Raw genomic sequence first — 20,329 nt, 5'->3', positions numbered from 1 at the left:
GCGGGCGGCGGTCTTCCGGGCGGTGGTTCTGTCGGTGGTGGCCCGTAGCGTTGGGTGGCGTGAGCGATCAGGCCTCTCGCGATGAAGACGTCCTGGTGATACCCGAGTCCTGGCGGGGTGTCCTGCACCCGCGCAGGGGCGGTGTCCCCGGGCCGCCTGTGGTGCCCGAACCCGCAGCGGCGGCCTGGCTGGCCGAGCGGATCGAAGGGGCGCGGGGGCGGCTCACGGACTTGCTGGCCGCGAACCGGTCGCAGAAATCGGTCGCGCAGGCCATGCGGGCCTATCTGGAGGGTGCGGCCGATCCCTGCGGCGCCGCCGCGGTGGCGTTCCTGGTGGCGGATCCGGCCGGCCGGGACGTCGAGACGATCGTGGACGCCTGGGTGACCGGCCAGGGAATGGCGTTCGCGGCCTGCGCGCTCGCCGAGACGTCCGCGATGGGCCCGATCACGAGCGTCGATTCCACCGTGGTGGGCGTGCGCTCGCTGCCCCCCAAGCAGTCGCCCTCGACGTGGTGGCATCGAGGGGCGGTTCGCCTCCGGGCACTGATCGCGGCGGCCGGAGACGACGACCACCGGGAGACCGTCCACCGGCTCGCCGGGCATCGGGACGGTGAGGTGCGGCGGTCGCTGGCGGCCTACCTCGTCCCGACGCGGCGGGACTGGGTCGACGAGGCCGTCCAGGCGCCACCGAGAAGCACCGGCCTGCGGTGGACGCTGTGGTGCTCGGTGGGCGACCCCGGGCAGGTCGACCTGCTCCGGACCTGGGGCCTCGGCCATGAGGACCTGCGGCCCGACGTCCTCATGACGATGGCCGAGGGGGTCGGCGCGGCGCTCGCTCCGATGCTGCTCCGGGACGTCGCCGACCACTACCGGCTCGACGATGAGCAGCGCGGGCTCCCCTGGGAGATCCTGGCGGTGCTGCCCGGTGACGCGGCTCTCGAAGGGCTCATCGGCCGCGTGCGTGACGGCCGCGTGTCGCCCCTGATCGGTGCGGCGCTGGACCGCTTCCCGCGTCGCGCCGCGCGCCTGCTGGCCGCGCGGGCCGGCACCGACGAGCTGATCGACGAGTTGCTGGCCGGACACCTGCGCACCCACCCCGCACTGGCCGATCTCGACCTGCCGGACGAGGCCGTCCGGACGGTGGTCAAGAACCTGCAGCGGGTCCCGGACGCCCCGCCCGAGGAGGTGCCGGCGCTCCTGGCCGAACCGCCGTGGACGCGCGGCCGCACGCCCCGGAAGCCCGTCGTGGTCAAGGGGCTGGCGGCGCCCGCCCGACGGTCCGTCGCCTGGGCGCCCGGGGAACGCGAGGACTGGCTGGCCGCCTTCCCCGAAGGCGGCGATGCCCAGTGGGCCCGTGTCCGCGAGGACCCCGAGGCCGTGGCCGGGGTCAAGGACCCGGAGGCGGCCTCGTTGCTGGCCCGCGGGCTGCTGGCACGGTTCGAGTCCGACGCCGTGCCGGCCGTCCTGCGCCTCACCCGCAGGTGCCCGATCACCTGCGGGAAGATGCTGGTGCCGTTCCTCGACGCGCGGGTGGCCGCGTACATGGCCGACCGGTTCGCGCGGGCGACGGCGTCCCGGCAGATCGCGCAGGGCTGGCTCGTCCGGCACGGCACGGCCGCCGTCCCGTGGCTGGTCCCGGACGCGCTGGGCGAGTCCGGCCCGCGGCGGAACGCGGAGGCGATGCTGCGCCATCTGGCGTCCCGCCACGGCCGCCGGGAGGTCGCCGAGGCCGCCCGCGCCTGCGGCGAGGACGCGGCCAACGCGGTCGGCGCGATGCTGGCGACCGATCCGCTGGACGTGCTGCCCGGGCGCGTCCCCAAGGTCGGCGAGTGGGCCGATCCGGCGCGGCTCCCGCAGGTGCTCCTGCGCGGCGGTGAACATGCCCTCCCGGAGCCGGCGGTCCGGCATTTCATCACGATGCTGGCGATGTCGAAGCCCGGTGAGGTGTACGCGGGCGTCCTGGCGGTACGGGACCTCTGCGACCCGGTGTCGCTGGGCGAGTTCGGCTGGTCCCTGTTCCGGCGGTGGCGGATCGACGGGGCGGGCTCCAAGAACGGCTGGGCGCTGCACCAGCTCGTCTGGACGGGGGACGACCACACGGTGCGCGCGCTCGCCGGTGTCGTGAAGGGATGGGTGAAGCAGGGCGAGCCGCGCCTGGTGCACAAGGGGCTCGACACGCTCGTCGCGTTCGAGAGCGATGTGGCGCTGATGCATCTGCACTGGATCGCGGAAGAGGGCAGCCGCCGCAGCGTCCGCGGGCAGGCGGCGCAGCGGATCGACGCGCTGGCCGGCAACCTCGGCCTCACCCCCGATCAGCTCGCCGACCGGGTGGTACCGGACTTCGGGCTGGACGCGGAGGGGAGCATGCTCCTGGATTACGGGCGGCGCCGTTTCAGGGTCGGGTTCGACGAGCAGCTCCACCCCTTCGTCATCGAGCCCGGCGGCCGGCACCGCACGCTGGCGCCGCGCCCGGTCAAGACCGACGACCAGCGGCAGGCCGCCGCCGCCCACCAGCGCTACGCGGCGCTGCGGAAGGAGGTCGGGAAGATCGCCGCCGGTCAGATCGAACGGCTGGAGGCCGCGATGCTGGAGCGGCGGACGTGGGAGCCGGAGGAGTTCCGCACGTACCTCGTCCGGCACCCGCTGCTCTGGCACATCGTCCGGCGGCTGGTGTGGCTGTGCGACGGCGAGGCGTTCCGCCTGGCCGAGGACCGCACGTACGCCGACGTGAACGACGATACGCTGACGCCCTCCCCGGACTCGCGGATCCGGATCGCGCACCCGGCCGATCTGGGTGATCGGCTGCGCACGTGGGCGGAGATCTTCGAGGACTACGAGATCACACAACCGTTCGACCAGCTCACCGCCGGACCCGAAGGAGAAACGACATGAGCGACGGGGACGCCCTGGCACGGCTGCGGGACATCTGCCTGGCGCTTCCGGAGGCGGCCGAGAAGCCGTTCGGGGGGCACACCGCCCCCTCCTTCCGGGTCCGCGACAAGCTGTTCGCGATGACCAGCGAGGACGGGACATCGATGACGATCAAGGCCGGCCCGGGCGTGCAGGAGGCCCTGGTGGCCGAGGATCCCGAGCGCTTCTTCGTCCCGGCCTACGTCGGCTCCAAAGGCTGGGTGGGCGCGCGGCTGGACGTCGACCAGGACTGGGACGAGATCGCCGAACTCGTCGAGGACAGCTACCGGCTGATCGCCCCGAAGCGCCTGTCCGCCCAGATCGCTTCCTCCAAGTAGGCCGGCCGAGCGCGAACAACCCAGAACGAGTCCCTCCTCACGGCATCCGAACGGTCCGCCATCGCCACTAGCCGCTCCGTTGCTCAAACCCCGGGCCCGTGTGGAGGCAGCCATCGCAAGATCCTGGTCCGTTCCTCAAAGTCCTGATGGACGATGCCGTTGGTGATGAAGATCGGCTCGTGGTGCTCGGCCCCGGGCAGGTCGAGGAAACCGAGCCATTCGCCGGTCTGGAGGTCCCAGAAGACCAGCCCGGCGGTCTGCCACCCCAGGCCGCTCGCTGTCCGCCGCTCCTGTTCGACCGCCACGGCCAGCAGCCGACCTCGGATGCACACGGGACCGTTCAAGCCGACTGCCAGGCCATCGGTGCCCGGCGTGCCCAACCCGGCGGCGAGCAACGGACGTGGTTCGCCGCCGTCGTCTCGAAGGAGCCGGTCGCCGGCGCCGAGGCGCCGCGTCCCCGCTGCGGGATCACGCCAGCGGATCGCTGACAAGAACTCGTCGGAGTCGAGCACCACCAGCTCACCGGACGCCGCCAGCGCGAGCCCCATCACCCGTTCGCCGGGGATGTCGTCGGCGAGCGATGTCCGGCCGGGCACGGCCCCGTACAGCCGCAACCGATCCTCCACCACCTCGGCGACGGCCAAGACCAGGGTGTCGTCGCCGTGGCACGCCGCGAACGCGACCGCGGTCGACGGCGCCGCCGCACAGCCGACCTCCACCCCCTCCCCCCAGTCCTCGATCAACACCTCGTCTGTGGCGCTTCGCAGGGCCGAGACGCCGTCGATATGCGCCAGCGTCGCCGCGTCCAACAGGTTCAACCGGGCAGGCCCCTCGAACACGGTTTCGCCGAACAGCAGATACGAGCCGTCGGCGGTGAACTGAAGCCACCCACGCTGCACCCAGGCAAAGTTCGATGACCTGCCTTGTCCTGCCCCGTCGTCCCGACCCGCGCCACCGCGCAGTCGGTGCACCGTGCCGTCGGATCGCCACAACTCGACCGTCATGTCCTCGCCGAGCACGGCGATGCTCTTTCCGTCGGGGTGCACGGCAAGCTGGTGGAACGGCCCGGTCGGCACACAGGACATCACCGGACCCAGCGCGGCATCGGCGTCGTGCACCGTGACGACCCCACCCCGCGCGACTGCCACATACCGCCCGCCCGGGTCGACCCCGGCAACCCGTCCGACCACGTGCCCAACGTCGACGATGCCGCCGACACCGGCAGCCACGAGCGGATCCCGCATCGGTTCGCTCCACTCCCAACGATCAGTGGTCCGCGGTCGTCGAATCCTATGTGGCCGCAGGTCGGCGACGTCGGCCGCAACCACGGAGCCCATCCGCACCGACATCGCGGCGCCGCCGGCGTGGGCCCTGAGGCGGAACGCGGCCGTCGTCGCATCACCCGTACCGCGCAACTGCCGCGGCCGGACGCCGCATGTGCACCACGACGTATGCCGGTGTGACGGCACCCGCACGACCATTCCCGGCTGGGAGTACCGGTTCGTCGCCGCCTTGGGGGAGCTGAGGTCGGCCTCGCCGGTGGATGCTCCGGCTGCTTGGAGGCCATCGGGCAGGCCGGTGGTGATAGGCCCGCGCCGATGGTGGCGCTGGACGCCGGATACCCCGCGACCGATGGCGGCCGAGAGGCCGCCTGGCCTCCGGCCCATCCTTGCCCGGGCTGGCCCGCCTCCACGCCCCACCTGCCCGTGACCCCACATCTTCGACACCGGCCCCGGCGACGTCCGACTGGGCCGACCACGAGTTCGTCCAGCTTCCCTGAGAACCGTGCACATGAACCTCGTCCCGAGGGAACCCGCGCTCGACGGCGACGACGCAGGGCCGGGCGGGGGTCTACCTGCCCGGCCCTGGACTCACGCGAGGGTCGTCATGTGGAGGATCAGTAGACGCTCACGCCGTACGCGCTGAGCGCCTCGGTGACGGGCTGGAAGAAGGTCGTGCCGCCGGTCGTGCAGTTGCCGCTGCCGCCGGAGGTCAGGCCGAGCGCGACCGTGCCCGCGAACAGGGAGCCGCCGCTGTCGCCGGGCTGGGCGCACACGTTGGTGCGGATCATGCCCGTGACGGTGCCCTCGGCGTAACGGACGGTCTGGTTGAGCGCGGTCACCGAGCCGCTGCGCACGCCCGTCGTGCTGCCGCTGCGGCGCACCGACTGACCGACGACCGCGTTGCCCGCGGAGGTGATGTCCTGGGAGCCGCTGCCGTGCAGGTAGACGTCACCGGTCCTGGCGACCGAGCCGGTGTAGCGGACGATGCCGTAGTCGTTGCCCGGGAAGCTGGTGCCCGACCGGGTGCCCAGCACCGTGCTGCCGCCGGAGTTGGCGTACCAGGTCGACCCGATGTTGGTGCAGTGCCCGGCGGTCAGGAAGTAGTCCGTGCTGCCGCTGCGCACGTTGAAGCCCAGCGAGCAGCGCGAACCGCCGGTGTAGATGGCCTGCCCGCCCCCGATGAGCGTGTTGAACGTGCCGGCGACGTGCTCCAGCCGGATCGTGTCGCCCTGCTTCTTCGCGACGCTCTTCAGCGCGGCGAGCTTGCTGCCCGTGACGGAGTCGTCGTAGGACAGGACGACCTTGTTGCTGACCGGGTCGACGGCCCACGCGGTGCCCGCGGTCTTGACCGAGCGGTTCAGCGTGTCGGTGACCTTCTTCAGCTCGTCGCCGTCGCGGGCGACGGTGCGGGGGACGGCTCCGGCGGCGCGCACCTGGTCGGCGGACTTGGCGTCGGTGACCGTGACGACGAGCTTGCCGTTGTCGAGGTAGGAACCGCCGGAACGGGTGCCGAGCCGTTCCGACAGGCTGGTGGCGAGCACGCCCGGGTTGTCGGACTGTACCTGCGGCGCCGCCGGCGCGGGTGCCACGGTCGCGGCGCTCGCGGCGGGGGCGGTGACCAGAGCGGTCGCGGCGGCGATGACGGCTGCTCCGACGACAGTGGCGGGGGGGATGGATCGCATCCTCACTGTGCCTCCAAGTCGTCAGGACGCCTCCGGGTGAGGTGTCCTGAGTGACTTGGATCTTCAAGGCACGGTCAATCCCGCACAAGACGGAGAAGTTGACCAATGATCTGACAGACTATGGCAACACTGAGAAAATGCCGTGTCAGTGTGGGGTCGGGGTACCGGTGTGTCGTCCGCGCCTGAGTGTGAGAGCTCCGGCTTGGCCGGATGCGGACGCTTCTGCGGGCGTCCGCCAAGATCGCTCCCGGCTCGGCGCGGAGGTCAGCGGTCGCCGCGGCGCAGGCCGCGCAGAAAGCGCCACAGCAAGGGCCGCGCCGGCCGGCGCGGCGGGCGGGTCCTGGATCGCTGCGGCGCTGATCGATCTGGGAGGGTGACGCTCTCGACGATGCGGGCGACGAGTCGGCCTTCGGCATCGCCTCGCAGGTGAAGCGCGACTTCATTGCGGGGCTGTGCCGCACCCGCAGCACGCACCACGGCGATTCCCGTGAGGCCGGACGCGCCACGTACGCCCGACTCCGCGCCTGCTACTCCCAGGGGCAGGCTGAATCCGGAGAGCCTGGCCATACTCGGTCGCATGAACGACGCAACGCGCGGCAAGTCCCTCCTCGGTGAGTTCCTCTCCACGCGTCGGGCGCGGTTGAAGCCGGCGGACGTGGGGCTGCCGGACTACGGCGACCGGCGGCGGGTGCCGGGGCTGCGGCGTGAGGAACTGGCCCAGCTCGCCGGTGTCAGCGTGGCCTACTACATCCGGCTGGAGCAGGGACTGTCGCTCAACGCCTCGCCGCAGGTCCTCGACGCGCTGGCCACGGCTCTGCGGCTGGACGACGCGGAGCGGCGGCACCTGCACACCTTGTCCGGTGATGCCCGGCAGAGACGCCGCCGGCTCCCCGCCGAGCGTGTCACCCCGGCGGTGCGCCAACTGGTGGATGCCTTCGGGGACTCACCCGTGGTCGTCCTCGGCCGGCGCTCGGACATCCTGATGTGGAACCCCGCCGGGCATGCGTTGTTCGCCGGGCACTTGGCCCCGGACAGCCCGGAGCAAGCGGCCACGCGGCCCAACACCGCCAGGCTGGTTTTCCTGGACGCCCACACGCGGGACCTGTACGTGGACTGGCCCAGGAAGGCGCGGGACGTGGTGGGCAAGCTGCGGCAGGCGGTCGGCGAACATCCCGACGACCCGCAGCTGGCCTCCCTCATAGGCGAGTTGACGATGCGCAGCCCGCAGTTCGCCACGCTGTGGGCCGAGCACCGGGTGCGCGCCTGGGACATGGCCGAGTACCGGATGCGCCATCCGGTGGTCGGGGAGCTGGACGTGCTGCAGCACTCGCTCCCGGTGCCCCGGGGGCAGGGGATCCGGCTGGTGGTGACGACGGCGGCGCCCGGCTCCGCCGCCCAGGCGGCACTGCAGTTGCTCAACCAGACCCTTGCGGACATGGCGGCAACCGCCCACCCCGTACGCGTCGTTTCTCCCGTGCACTCCTGACCCGGCCGTCCGGCCGCCGCAACACCCCGACCCGCCTGAACATCACCCGGCAGCCCCCGGCCCAGGGAGTACCGCGGGGACCTCGTCACGCGCGCCTCCCGTCGCCGATGACCCTCGATGCGGAAGCGCTCAAGGGGACGTTCCTGACGACGGCCGACGCCCTGGTCGCCGCCTTCGAGGTGCCGGGAGCTCGCCGCCCTGCTCGGACGTGACATCGCCGGGTGACCCCCGGGCGGCTCACCGCACTACACACCGACACCATTTCTCCCGAGGAGCGGAAACGATGAAGAGGACGAAGCTGAAGATCGCCATCGCGAGCGCGGCGGTCGTCGCCGTCGCGGCCACCGGGACGGCGTTCGCCATGAGCGGTCCCTCTGCCGGATCCGACTCCACGCAGCCCCGGATCGGGCGGAGCACGCAGAAGACGCCCGGCGTCATCAAGGCCGACGGCGCGAATGTGTTCCCGCACTCGCTGGACTTCGACGCGCAGTCGAAGACGTTCTTCGCCGGCTCGCTGAAGCACGGCAAGGTCTTCGCCGTCGGTCCGGACGGAACGGTGCGCACCCATATCGACGATCCGCAGCTGGTGTCGGCGCAGGCCGTCCTCGTCGACCGCGAGCGGGACCGCATCCTGGTCAGCAATGTGGACTACGGCACTGCCGGCCGTTCCAAGAAGGACAAGCCCTTCCACGTCGCCGGTGTGGGCAGCTACGACCTGAAGAGCGGCAAGCAGCGCTGGTGCGTCGATCTGACCGCGGTCGCCCTCGACGGCGAGCGGCATCTGATCTCCGACGTGACGGTGGCGCCCGACGGCACCGTCTACGCCGTCGACGAGCTGACCCCGACGGTGTTCCGCATCGACCGCAGGGGACGCGCCTCGGTCCTCCTGCGGAACGACCTGCTCAAGGGCACGCTGGACATCCCCGACTTCCTGAACGATGTGGGCATGTCAGCGGTGCAGTGGGTGAAGGGGAACCAGCTGATCATCGCCATGGCCGACGGCTCCCTGGTGCGTGTGCCCGTCCAAAGTCCCGAAGACGCGCAGAAGGTGAAGCTCGACAAGCCGCTGGGGGCGCCGACGGCCGGCATGCGGCTCCTGAAGGACGGCTCGATCGCGGCGGTCAGCAGCGGTCTGCTGTCCGGCAGGCCCGCCGATATCCAGCGCGTGGAGCCGCGCGACGGCTGGAAGGAGGCCACGGTGAAGGTCACCGACACCGTCAAGGATGCCGTCACCAGCGACGTGACAGCGGGACCCGGTACGACGACGTACGCGCTCAGCGGCGGGCTGGCCGACCTTCTCGCGGGCAAGCCCAACGACGGATTCGCCCTGACCCCCGTCGAGACCGGCTGAGCCGTAGGCCGTTCCCCGGCGGGCGCCGCTCCCGCGACCTGTCCCGGAGCCGGCATGGTGCGGTAGACCTCCCGCGGGCGGGCTACCGCACTTCTGGCCGTGCGGACGGAGCACGGCCGGCCGCCCCGTTCGGGCACGCCGGTGAACGCCTGCACGAGTGGATGTTCGCCACCCGGTTCTGGCATGCGATGGGCGGCGGCCGGGACGGGGGCACCGGCGCCGACCACGCGTTCGCCGCGGCGCACGGTGCCGGCTTCGGCGCGGAGATCATGGGCGTCGGCACGTTCGGCCCGCCCGGCTGGCAGGACGACCCCGGCTACGAGGGCGCGTGGGGCGCCAACCCGCCGTTCCGCACGCCGGTCTTCGTGCTCACCCACCGGCCGCGGCCGTCGATCGAGATGGAGGGCGGCGCCACGTTCCACTTCCTGGACGCCTCACCCGCCGAGGCGCTCAAGGCGGCCCGCGAAGCGGCCGGTGGCCAGGACGTGCGTCTCGGCGGCGGACCCTCGGTGATCCGCGACTTCCTCGCCGAGGGGCTGGTCGATCACATGCACGTGGTGCGGGTCCCCATCGTGCTCGGCCGCGGTGCAGCGGTGACCGCGAGGCGATCGAGCCGTGGGCGGCAGACCATGGACGCCTTTCGATGACGTGTCACCGGCGCCGGGCATGACCGGGATCTGGTGGGGCTTGCTCGCCTGGAAAGTGTCTTCTGGATTGGTGCGAAATGATCTCCGGCCAACTCTATCCGCCCTTCGCGGAGATATTCTTCTTGGCTGGACGGTCGCTCCCGGCGGGGGCTCGGGGCTAGGGGGTGGGCCTCCTGGTGGGGTGTCGGGCGGGCATGGCGGATGTCACGGTCCCCGTGCCTGAGTGGGGACCCTGCCTGGTCAGGTGCCTGCTAGGGGACGGCGGTCGAGGGCGCTAGGGGGGCGGGGGTAGGGGCGGCTAGGGGCTACCTCGCCTCCGGGTGCCGCATTAGAGTCCAGAATTGCTCATGAGTCGATAAACAATTGAATATCGGATTTCTTTGAGTCGAACCAGGGGAGCAATTCGTGCAATCGGCGACGGGGGAAATCGAAGAGGAGCCGGTGGTCCAGGTCGAGATCGGCGCGCTGTCGGGTGCCGACTCGCCCAGGATCTTCGGCGAGAATCCGGACCATGTGGAGGCGCTGGCCGCGGCCGGGGCCGAGCTTCCGCCGATCATCGTGCACCGCGCGACGATGTCGGTCATCGACGGGATGCACCGGCTGAGGGCGGCCGAACTCGGCGGCCAGGACACGATCGCGGTCAGGTTCTTCGACGGGGACGAGGCCGACGCCTTCGTGATGGCGGTCAAGTCGAACATCGCGCACGGGCTGCCGCTGTCGCTGGCCGATCGGAAGCGGGCGGCGCAGCGCATCATCGCCTCGCATCCGCGGTGGTCGGACCGGATGATCGCGTCGGTCACCGGGATCGCTCCGGGGACGGTGGCCGAGATTCGCAGGCGGGCGACGGCCGAGCCGGCCGCCGAGACGGCGCGGATGGGGCGCGACGGGCGGGTCCGGCCGATCAACGGCTCGGAGGGGCGGCGCATCGCCTCCGAGCTGATCACCGAGAACCCGGACCTCTCGCTGCGGCAGATCGCGCGGCGGGCGGGGATCTCGCCGGAGACGGCCCGGGACGTCCGGAACCGGCTGCGCCGGGGAGAGGATCCACTGCCGCGGCGGCGCAGCGCGCCCGTCAGCCTGGCCGGCCGGCGCGCGGGCCGGGCCGCCGCCGCGCCCGTGCCGGCCCGCGTGCCGGCCGACCGCACGGCGGTGGTGGAGAGGCTCAAGGCGGATCCGGCCCTGCGGTTCAGCGAGACCGGCCGGAACCTGCTGATACTGCTGAACATCCACACGATGAAGTCGGCGGACTGGGACGACATCATCAGCAATGTCCCTCCGCACTGCGGGGACATCGTCGCCCGGCTGGCCAGGGACTGCGCGGACGTCTGGGCCGATTTCGCGGCGAAGGTCGAACGGCAGGTCGCCGGCATCGTCTGACGGCGGGCCCGAACCGCGGTGGTCTTCCCTTCCGGGGGAGGCCACCGTTCGCCCTCCCCGCCGGTCAGCCATCGCCGCGCAGCCTCGCCCGCAGATCGGTGCGGCGGTTCACCTGGAGTTTGCGGTAGACCCGGGTGAGGTGCTGCTCCACGGTGCTGACCGTGATGAGCAGCTTGTCGGCGATCTGGCGGTTGGTCCATCCCTCGGCCGCCAGCGTGGCGATCCGGCTCTCCGCCTCGGTCAGGTCGCGGGCATCGGGCTCGGGGTCGGGGGCCCGGTCGCCGGGTGCGCCCGGGTTCCGGGTGCGGCCGAGCTCTCCGGCCGCGAGCGCCGACTCGTACCGGTCGCCGCTCTGCTCCAGGACGTCGACGGCCTCCTGGAGCCACGCGTTCCGCTCGTCTCCCTCGGCGGCCATCCCCCGCACCCGCAACGAGATGCCGCGCGTCCTGGAGGGGCCCGGCGGGACGAGGGCCAGTTGCGCCTCGATCAGCTCGACGGCGCGTCCGGCGTCGCCGAGGGCGATGAGCGCCTGAGCGGCGTCGCTCCGCCAGGTGATCAGCCCGGGCCGGTCGAATCCCCAGGCGGTCATGAGCCCGCCGCAGTGCTCGAAGTCGGCCAGGGCCGCGGCCGGATGCCCGGTCGCCAGGTGGTACCGCCCGCGGGCCTGCAGGTAGTGCAGCCCGCACGGGGACTGGAACGTGGCCTCCGGCACCGGGACGTCCAGGTAGGTGGCGGCGTCCTCGAACCGGCCGAGCGCGGTGGCGGCGAGCACCATCACCGACAGCGGCAGGCCGATGGCCACGCCCCAGCTCGCCGGGGAGATCCGGGTCAGGGCGGTCCGGGCGTGCCGCTCGGCCCCGGCAGGATCCCCCTGGCGAATGGAGATCACCGCGCGGGCGGCGGCCAGGACGGCATGGGCGACCGGTTCGCGCCGGGTCGCGGCCTCGGTCAGGAGCGGGTCGCACCACGTCGCCGCCTGATCCGGCCGGTCGGCGTAGACCAGCGCCGCCAGCGCGGCGAGGGGCGACTCCGAGAGCTGCTCGCCGAGCCGGGTTCCCTGCAGGACCTGTTCGGCGGTGGCGATCACGTCGCGGTCGGACGCGCCGGTCAGCACCGCCGACAGTGCCGAGGCGGCCCGCACCCGACGGTCCGCGGAGGCGGCGGCGTCCCGCCTGCCGGCGGTCGCCGTCGACCGGGGCGCCGCGCGGCGCACCACGTCCGGGTAGACGCACGACATCAACAGCGTCACGGCTTCGAGGTGGGCCGAGGCCCCGATGGGGCGCGGTGTCCCGGGAGCGGTCAGCCGCACCAGCAGCCCGGCGGCCTCCTTCACGCGCCCGCACCACATGAGGTGGCCCAGGAGCCGGGCCGTGTGCCGGCCGGTGAGCAGGCCGTCGCATGCGGCGGAGACCAGCGCGGGCAGCAGCCGGCCCGCGGCGGACGGATCGATCCGCCACTCGGTGCCGGCCAGCGCGCTCGTGATCCGTGCCCGCTGCCGCTCGTCGGAGTCGGTCCGGTGGGCCAGCCGCAGGCAGGACAGCGCGGTGTGCGTCTCCCTGGCGGCCAGCGCCTGTTCGGCCGCCTCCTCCAGCACGGGCACCGCCCACGCGGCCTCGGTGTCGCCCACCGCGACGAGCTGGCCGGCCACGACCGCGGGGGCCGCGCCGTGCTCGTGCAGCAGCCGGGCCGCCCGGCCGTGCAGCGCGGAGCGCTCGCCGGGGGCGATGCTGTCGAGCACTCCGGCCCGGGCGGCGGGGTGCCGCCACCGGCCGCCACCGAGGAGCCCGGCCCGGTTCATCAGCTCGATCGTGTCACGGACATGCTCCGCGTCCATGTCCAGCAGGCGGCCGAGCAGAGCGCGCGAGGGTGCCGGCTCCTCCAGGACGGCCAGGGCGCGGGCGACCGCGACCATCGCCGGCCCGCCCCGCCGCAGGCAGGTCAGCAGGGCCTGGGTGTACGCGGCGTCCACCAGGGGCTGGTCCGGTGGCCGGACCAGGTGCCTGTTGTCCTCGAGCAGGGCGTGGGCGAGCAGCGGATTGCCGCCCGTGATCGCCTGCCATGTCATGGCCAGCCGATGGCCGGCCGGGTCGCCGAACCGGGGTGCCAGCAGCCGGGCCTGGCCGCGTCGCGAGAGCGGGCGCAGGCGGATGTGCCGGCTGTGCGGCAGGCTCAGCAGCTCGGCGTTGAACGCGGGGTGCTCCTGCCACGGCCCGGCCGGCTCGTTGAGGACCATCAGGACGCGGGCCGATCGCACCCGGTGGGCGGCGTAGAGCAGGAATTGCAGTGAGGCGGTGTCGGCGTGGTGCGCATCGTCAATACCGATCACCAGAGGGGCGTGCCGAGAGGCGGTGAGTAGTACATCATTCAACTTCTGGAGGACGGCTCCGGTGGTCTCGGTGATGTCGATCGGGGAGAAGTCGTCTCCGGCGAATGCCGCGCCCATTGCCTCGTCGAGGAGCCGCGTCACATCCGATCCGCCGCACGGCAGGGAGGCGATGCCGCGGAATATCTGCCGCACCACCCCGAGCGGGATCTTCCGCCGCCCCGGTGTGGCCGCCGCGCTGAGGAAGAACGCGTCGGACGCCGTCGCGGTCTCGGCGAATGTGTGCAGCAGTGCGGTTTTCCCGGCGCCCACCGTGCCGCTGACGACGGCGACTCTGCCCCGGCCGGCCTGCGATTCGCTGAAAAGGTTCGTGAGCCTGGTCAGTTCTCGTTCGCGCTCGATCAGATTCATGCCCCTGCTCCCCGAGGATGGAGGCATGCCGACCCCGGCGGCGGGCGCCGTCGCCAGTGCCGAAACCACCGTCGCTGCCATCCCCGACTCCCTCGCGTCGCAGGTCGCCCGTCCCGTGGGGCGACGACGCCAGGAGTAGATCACGCATCGAGTCACAAGGACGTAACGAGCCGCGGCGGTGCCCCCGTGCACCCGAGACTCCTGGTCAGAAGACGTTTCCGCCGCCCCCGGCCGGTGAGTCTCACCCGCCGCCGGGGTTAGATCCGGGTCGCGCCCGCGAACCTCCGCGGCGAGGCGGCGGTCGAACCGGAGTGGGTCCGCCAGAGGGCTTCCCGGCCACGCGAAAGGGTGGCGGTGCGGGGTGTTCCCGAGAGGCGCCGACCCCGGAACCCGGCGCGGGCCGGGAACCGTCCGCACGCTGTCCACCGGAGGCCGAAGGGGGTTCTTGACGCGGCGCTCGAACGGTGTCAACTGATCATAGACCTTAGAGAGATTCAAATGGCAGAAAGCGGTCAAGGTGGGGCTATGGCTACAGAGCCGTTGATCAGGAAATAATGATCACGGATTCATCACGGGGGAGTCGAAGCGTCGTAACGGGGTGGTCGGCAGCGGAGCGAGTCAAGATCATGCCGTGCCGCACACCGGCACGGCCACGGCCGGTCAATGATCGGCCGTAGTTCTGCCGGCTTCGAGACGTCGCACGCGATGACGGAGTCCACGGGGGTGATTGGTCAATGGGGGTCGCCGATATTTCTCCTACCAGGCGCCCGGTCACCGGAAGGGTGATCCTGATCGAGGGGGCGGCCGCCACGGGAAAGACGCGGCTGATGCACATCCTCGCCGGGCGCGAGGCGGCGGCCGGCTCGACCTTCCTCAGCGCCTCGGCGTCGAGCGTCGAGCGCAACCTGCCGCTGAGCTCGGTGAGCCAGCTCTTCCAGCACCCCGCGCTGACGGCCGCCGAGAGCGAACGGGCCGAACGCCTGCTGGGCGACGGCACGCTCGCCGCGATGGCGCACCGGATCGGCGCGGAGCCCGGCCCCGACGGCGACGCGGACTCCGGTGCGGTCGCCCGGGTGCCGGCGACGATCTTCAACGGCCTGAGCGCCATCCTCCTCGAGGTGGCCGGACGCGGTCCGCTGGTGATCGGGATCGATGACATCCACCACGCCGACGAGCCGTCCCTGCAGTTCCTGCTGTACCTCGGCCACCGGCTGAGAACGACCTCCGTGCTGATGCTGCTCACCGAGTGCCTGCGCCCCACCCGGCCGCACTCGCCGCTGCTCACCGATCTGCTCCGCCAGCCGTACGCCCAGCGGGTCAGGGTCAGGCCCCTCACCGGGCAGGGAGTCGCCGAGATGCTCGCCGAGCATCTCGGTCCCCTGCCCGCCCGGCGGCTCGCGCCGGAGTGCCACGAGGTCAGCGGCGGCAACCCGCTGCTCGTCCAGGCGCTCGTCGAGGACCTGCGGATGTCGGGCCCGGCCCGCCCCGCCTGCTTCGTCTTCGGGGAGGCGTTCCGGCAGGCGGTCCTGACCTGCGTCCACCGGTCGGATTCCACGGCGCTCGCCCGGGGGCTGGCGGTGCTTCCCGACCATCCCTCCCCGGGGCTGCTCGGCGAGCTGGTCCGGCTCGACGCCGAATCCCTCGGCCTGACCCGCGAGGTGCTGCGGGCCACCGGTCTCATCGACGGCGGCGGCCGGATTCATGAGGCCGTCCGCGCGGCGGTGCTGAGCGGTATGCGCCCCGACGAGCGCACGGCCCTCTACCTCCGGGCGGCGGAGGTGCTGCACGCCCACGGTGCCTCCGCGGAGGTCGTCGCCGGCAGCCTCATCGCCGCCGACCGGGCACGGGCCCCGTGGGCCGGCGCCGTGCTCCGGGAAGCGGCGGGGCAGGCGCTGGCCGCCGGCGGGGTGACCGAGGCGGTCGGCTACCTCAGGCTGGCCCTGCGGGAGTGCGCCGACGACGACCAGCGGCCGGCGATCCATCTGGAACTGGCCGGCGCCGAGTGGCAGCTCGGCCCGGCGACCGCGGCCCGCCACCTGCCCGAGCTGATCCGCGGCCTGCGGGAGGGGCGGCTCCCCGCCCACGCGGCGGCGGTCCTGGTCGCCTGGCTGTTCTGGCTCGGGCGGATCGACGAGGCGCTCGAGCTCATGCACGAGGGGGCCGGCCCCGCCGACGCGCCGACGGTGACGTACGGCACGACGTTCGACGTGCCGCTGTGGTGGCTGCGCCACGCCTACCCGGGGTTGTTCCGGCAGGAGATTCTCGACGATCTGCCGTCCCTGCCCTGCGGCCCACGAGAGAAAGCGCTTCCCACCCCTCTGGCGCCGTCCTTCGGGTGCGAGGCCAGGCTGGCCGGGACACTGGTGCGCGGCGCCCACGAGGAGACGCTCGTCGAAGCGGAGGAGATCCTCGGCGCCGCGGGCCAGACGTTGCGGACGCTGGCCCCGGTCGTCGCCATCGCGGCTCTGGTCTATGCCGACGAGCCCGGTGAGGCGGTCCGATGGCTCGACTCCTTCGACGGGTCCGCGGCACGATCGACGCCTCTGGTCAACGCGTTCGCCAGTGTCCTGCGGGCACTGATCCATCAGCGCCACGGCGATCTGGAAGCGGCCGTGACATGCGCGCGGGGGGCCCTCACGGACCTGACGCCCAAGGGCTGGGGCGTGCTCGTCGGGTTCCCGCTGGCCATCCTGGTGCTGGCCCTGACGGCGATGGGGAGGTTCAAGGAAGTCGAGGAGCACCTGGACGTGCCGCTGCCGGGCCCGCTGTTCCGCAGCCCGCTGGTTCTGCCCTACCTGCAGGCACGCGGCCGCTACTACCTCGCGACCGATCGCCCGCACGCGGCGCTCGCGGAGTTCAGGGCGTGCGGCGAGCTGATGACCTTCTGGGAGTGCGACGTGCCGGGGTTCGTCGCGTGGCGGATCGACCAGGCGGAGGCCCATCTCGCGCTGGGGGAGCGCGAGGAGGCCGGCAGGCTCGCGGCCGACCAGCTGAAGCGGCTGCCCGACGGCCAAGGGCGGCAGGCCGGCGCCCAGCTGAGGACGCGCGGGATGACCCTGCGCGTGCTGGCCGCGGCGGCCGACGCCGACCGGCGCACGGCACTGCTCACCGAAGCGGTGGAGGCGCAGGAGAGCTCGGGCGACCGGCTTGAACTGGCCCGCGCGCTGCTGGACCTGAGCGCGTCCTACCGGAGTGAGGGCCGGTCGTGCCGCGCCACGGCGCTGGAACGGCGGGCTCGCTCGCTCGCGGCCGAGTGCGGGGCCGAGTTGCCGGTGAGCATGGGCCCGGCGAGTGCGGCGGACCCGGCGGACGTCGCGGAGGGCGATGGAGCCGACCCGGGCTCCGATCCGTTGTACGGGCTGAGCGAGGCGGAGCGGCGGGTGGCCGAACTGGCGGCCGACGGCTACACCAACCGGCAGATCGCACGCAGCCTGCACGTCACGATGAGCACCGTGGAACAGCATCTGACCCGCGTGTACCGCAAGCTGAAGATCGGCCGGCGAACCGATCTGCCGCTGTTTCTCATGCCCCTGTCACGGGATTCCACCGGCTAGGCCGAGAGTGGCATTCGTCACACGCGGCTCCCGGGGCCTTTCAATGGACACCTCCGATCTGGCGGTCACCCGTACGAGGGCGTTACGATCAATTCGCCCCCGTAGCCCAAATGGCAGAGGCAAACCCCTTAAAAGGGTTCTGGTTGTCGGTTCAATTCCGATCGGGGGTACCGCACCCGCCGCCCGGCCGAACGCGGGGCCCTCCTCCGGGGCCCCGCGTTCGCTTCCGGCGTCTCGACCGCGCACGGCCCCGCGATCACGGTCGGACGGCCGGGCCCGACCGGCACCGGCCGGACGAGCAAGAGAATGAACAAAGAATATGGCGTGCGGAAACTGTGCACCACCGTCACGTTGCGGACGGTCCGGCCCTATTGGGCTGTCCAACCGTGGAGGATTCCCGCTTGGACATGGACGCTCCTTGTCGGGCGGATGCCGTCGTGTAATCCTTGGCCGGGCTCAGGAAGCGCTCCACCATCAATGCCCGGGGGATCTTCATGGCCGGACGAGGCAGCGAACAGGGCACGTGCGCGGACGGTCGCCTTATGAAAGGCGCACCCGGCGATTTCGCGCGACCGGTGGAAGAGGGCATGAACCCCGTGCTGCGCGGGTTCGTCGCGGAGCGGGAGCGGCGGAACGCGGCCGATATCGCGGGCTTCGGCCGGACGGGCCTGCGGCCCCGCGGGGCGGGACGGCCGGCGGGCATCGGCCCGCCCGACCCCGCCACCAAGATCCTCGGCCGTACCTGGGCGGCTCCGCTGGCCGTCGCCCCGCTCGCCGGGCCGGACCTGGCCTGCCCGAACGGCGAACCCGCCATGGTGCGGGCCGCCGCCGCGGCCGGTGTCCCGGTCGTGGTGAGCGCGTACACCGGCCGGACCTTCGCCGAGCTCGCCGCGACCGCCGACACGACCTGCTGGCTGCGGCTCCCGCCGTACAAGGACCGCGCGGTGACCCGGCGGCTCGTCGAGCGGGCCGAGCGGGCGGGCTTCGAGGCGCTGATGGTGGCGGCGGACGTGCCCTGCCTGACGGTGGCCGCGGCGCCCGCGCACCTGGCCGGCCCGTCCGATGCCCACGGCGACCCCGCCGATCCGGTGGAGGTCGAGTGGCTGCGTTCGGCCTGCTCGCTGCCCGTGTTCGTCGCCGGGCCGCTGAGCGCGGCGGACGCCTCGCGCGCCGTCGACGCGGGCGCCGCGGGGATCGTGGTCACCGGCCGCCCCGGGGGGCGGGGAGCGATCGACGTCCTGCCCGAGGTCGCGGCGGCCGTGGCCGGTCGCTGCCCGGTGCTGCTCGACGGCGGGGTCCGCGGTGGAGCCGACGTCCTGATCGCGCTCGCCGCGGGCGCCGACGCGGTGTGCCTCGGCCGTCCGGTGCTCGACGGGCTGGCGGCGGACGGGGAGTCCGGAGCGGCGCGCGTGCTGGACGTGGTCGTCACGGAGCTGAAGGAGGCGATGACGTTCACCGGGGCGGGCTCGGTCGCCGACATCGGTCCCGGTCTCGTACGGACGCAGCCGGGCCCGGTCGCCTCGGACCCGCCGGGCTCCGGCCCGGTGGAGCCGGCGCCCCGGCCCGCCGGGGCCGACCTCCGCAAAAGGGAGCTGCACGGCAGCGTGTCCAGCCCGGTGCTGGACACGATGACCTTCCTCAACGAGATCACCCTGCGCTATCCGGACGCGATCTCGTTCGCGCCCGGCCGCCCCTACGACGACCTGTTCCAGAACGAGCAGATCTTCGGCTACCTGCGGCGCTACCTCGACCACCTGGCCGCCCAGGGCCGCTCTCCGCACGCGCTGCGCACCAACCTGTTCCAGTACGGGCCCACCGCCGGGCAGATCCAGGACGTCATCGCCGACTCGCTGCGGATCGACGAGGACATCGACGTCCCGCCCGAGTCCATCGTGGTGACGGTCGGAGCGCAGGAGGCGATGCTGCTGGTGCTGCGCGCGCTCATCGCCGGTCCCGACGACGTGCTGCTGGTGTCCAGCCCCTGCTACGTGGGCATCACCGGCGCCGCCCGGCTGCTGGACATCGCCGTGACCGGGGTCGAGGAGCGGGCGGGCGGCGTCAGCTGCGCCGACCTGGAGGCGGCGATCCTGGCCGAGCGTGCCCGCGGCCGCCGCCCCCGCGCCTTCTACGTGGTGCCCGACCATTCCAACCCGTCGGGGACCACGATGGACCTGCGCTCGCGGCGCGAGCTGCTCGCCGTTGCGGCCAGGCACGACATCCTCGTTCTGGAGGACAACCCCTACCGGCTGGTCAGCCCCGGCCCGCCGCCGCCGACCCTGAAGTCCCTGGACCGCGAGCGCCGGGTCGTGCACCTGGGCTCCTACTCCAAGACGGTGTTCCCCGGCGCCCGGGTCGGCTTCGTCATCGCCGACCAGCGGGTCGAGGACGAGACCGGCCGGACCGGGCTGCTGGCGGACGAGCTCGCCAAGATCAAGAGCATGGTGACCGTGAACACCAGCTCGCTCAGCCAGGCGGCCGTGGCGGGCGCCCTGCTCAGCGCCGGCGGCCGGCTCTCGGAGTTCAACGCCCCGGCGGCCGCCCACTACGCGGGAACCATGCGGGCCACGCTGGAGCACCTGGACCGGCGTCTCCCGGCCGGCCGCCGCGCCGCGCTCGGCGTGCGGTGGAACAAGCCCGCCGGGGGGTTCTTCCTCACGGTCGAGGTGCCGTTCCGGACCGGCAACGCCGCGCTGAACCGCTCCGCCCAGGAGTTCGGGGTCATCTGGACGCCCATGACCTACTTCCATCCCGAAGGAGGGGGCCACCACGCCCTGCGGCTGTCCACCAGCTACCTGACCTCCGCGGAGATCGAGGAGGGCACCGCCCGGCTCGCCCACTTCATCGAGGCGCAGAGCAACGAGGCGCAGGCATGACGGCCCTCCATGAGCAGCGAGACCACAGGCGCAAGCACGGGAACGTCCCACTGTGACGGGACGCGAGAGAAAGGCGCTTTCCGTGATCGAACGCG

11 protein-coding genes and 1 tRNA gene are annotated in these 20,329 nt (G+C 72.5%); 9 read left to right on the top strand and 3 right to left on the bottom strand.

Features of this window, described 5'->3' with window-relative positions; all coding sequences use genetic code 11:
• Window positions 1–59: 59 nt before the first annotated feature.
• The gene (locus ACZ466_RS10835; RefSeq protein ID WP_378290253.1) at window positions 60–2,891 is read left to right on the top strand and encodes a DUF4132 domain-containing protein; all 2,832 of its coding nucleotides are present in this window, start codon (window positions 60–62) and stop codon (window positions 2,889–2,891) included.
• Window positions 2,888–3,247 carry an MmcQ/YjbR family DNA-binding protein gene (locus ACZ466_RS10830; protein ID WP_378290255.1) on the top strand — a complete coding sequence of 120 codons (360 nt, stop codon included), beginning with the start codon at window positions 2,888–2,890 and terminating at the stop codon, window positions 3,245–3,247. The genes ACZ466_RS10835 and ACZ466_RS10830 overlap by 4 nt, the downstream gene beginning before the upstream one ends.
• An 83-nt stretch (window positions 3,248–3,330) precedes the next feature.
• On the opposite strand, the gene ACZ466_RS10825 is transcribed toward ACZ466_RS10830, so the two are convergent.
• Window positions 3,331–4,491 carry a hypothetical protein gene (locus ACZ466_RS10825; RefSeq protein WP_378290257.1) on the bottom strand — a complete coding sequence of 387 codons (1,161 nt, stop codon included), beginning with the start codon at window positions 4,489–4,491 and terminating at the stop codon, window positions 3,331–3,333.
• A gap of 653 nt (window positions 4,492–5,144) precedes the next feature.
• Entirely contained in the window at window positions 5,145–6,212 is a 1,068-nt protein-coding gene (locus ACZ466_RS10820; protein ID WP_378290259.1) for a S1 family peptidase, read from the bottom strand.
• A gap of 577 nt (window positions 6,213–6,789) precedes the next feature.
• Between ACZ466_RS10820 and ACZ466_RS10815 the strand changes: the two genes are divergently transcribed.
• The 4 genes from ACZ466_RS10815 (at window position 6,790) to ACZ466_RS10800 (ending at window position 11,073) form a co-directional block, all read left to right on the top strand.
• On the top strand, window positions 6,790–7,698 hold the full coding sequence (locus ACZ466_RS10815; RefSeq protein WP_378290261.1) for a helix-turn-helix transcriptional regulator: 909 nt from the start codon (window positions 6,790–6,792) through the stop codon (window positions 7,696–7,698).
• A 283-nt stretch (window positions 7,699–7,981) separates the two neighbouring features.
• The gene (locus ACZ466_RS10810) at window positions 7,982–9,049 is read left to right on the top strand and encodes a hypothetical protein (protein ID WP_378290263.1); all 1,068 of its coding nucleotides are present in this window, start codon (window positions 7,982–7,984) and stop codon (window positions 9,047–9,049) included.
• A 161-nt stretch (window positions 9,050–9,210) separates the two neighbouring features.
• Entirely contained in the window at window positions 9,211–9,696 is a 486-nt protein-coding gene (locus tag ACZ466_RS10805) for a dihydrofolate reductase family protein (protein ID WP_378290265.1), read from the top strand.
• A 405-nt stretch (window positions 9,697–10,101) separates the two neighbouring features.
• Entirely contained in the window at window positions 10,102–11,073 is a 972-nt protein-coding gene (locus ACZ466_RS10800; RefSeq protein ID WP_464043348.1) for a streptomycin biosynthesis protein, read from the top strand.
• Between the two features lie 64 nt (window positions 11,074–11,137).
• Here the strand turns inward: ACZ466_RS10800 and ACZ466_RS10795 are convergent, their stop codons facing one another.
• Window positions 11,138–13,807, bottom strand: a complete 2,670-nt coding sequence (locus tag ACZ466_RS10795; protein ID WP_378288890.1) for an AAA family ATPase — start codon at window positions 13,805–13,807, stop codon at window positions 11,138–11,140.
• A gap of 734 nt (window positions 13,808–14,541) precedes the next feature.
• Here ACZ466_RS10795 and ACZ466_RS10790 point away from each other — a divergent pair.
• The 3 genes from ACZ466_RS10790 to ACZ466_RS10780 all read left to right on the top strand — a co-directional run bounded on the left by ACZ466_RS10790 (window position 14,542) and on the right by ACZ466_RS10780 (window position 20,234).
• Window positions 14,542–17,361 carry a helix-turn-helix transcriptional regulator gene (locus ACZ466_RS10790; protein ID WP_378288888.1) on the top strand — a complete coding sequence of 940 codons (2,820 nt, stop codon included), beginning with the start codon at window positions 14,542–14,544 and terminating at the stop codon, window positions 17,359–17,361.
• Window positions 17,362–17,456: 95 nt separating this feature from the next.
• Window positions 17,457–17,531 (top strand) — tRNA-Leu (locus ACZ466_RS10785).
• A gap of 417 nt (window positions 17,532–17,948) precedes the next feature.
• Window positions 17,949–20,234 carry an aminotransferase class I/II-fold pyridoxal phosphate-dependent enzyme gene (locus ACZ466_RS10780; RefSeq protein WP_378288886.1) on the top strand — a complete coding sequence of 762 codons (2,286 nt, stop codon included), beginning with the start codon at window positions 17,949–17,951 and terminating at the stop codon, window positions 20,232–20,234.
• The last annotated feature ends 95 nt before the right edge of the window (window positions 20,235–20,329 follow it).

The sequence above is a fragment of the Actinomadura rugatobispora genome (assembly GCF_055379765.1).
This window is presented reverse-complemented; position numbering and strand designations above follow the sequence as displayed.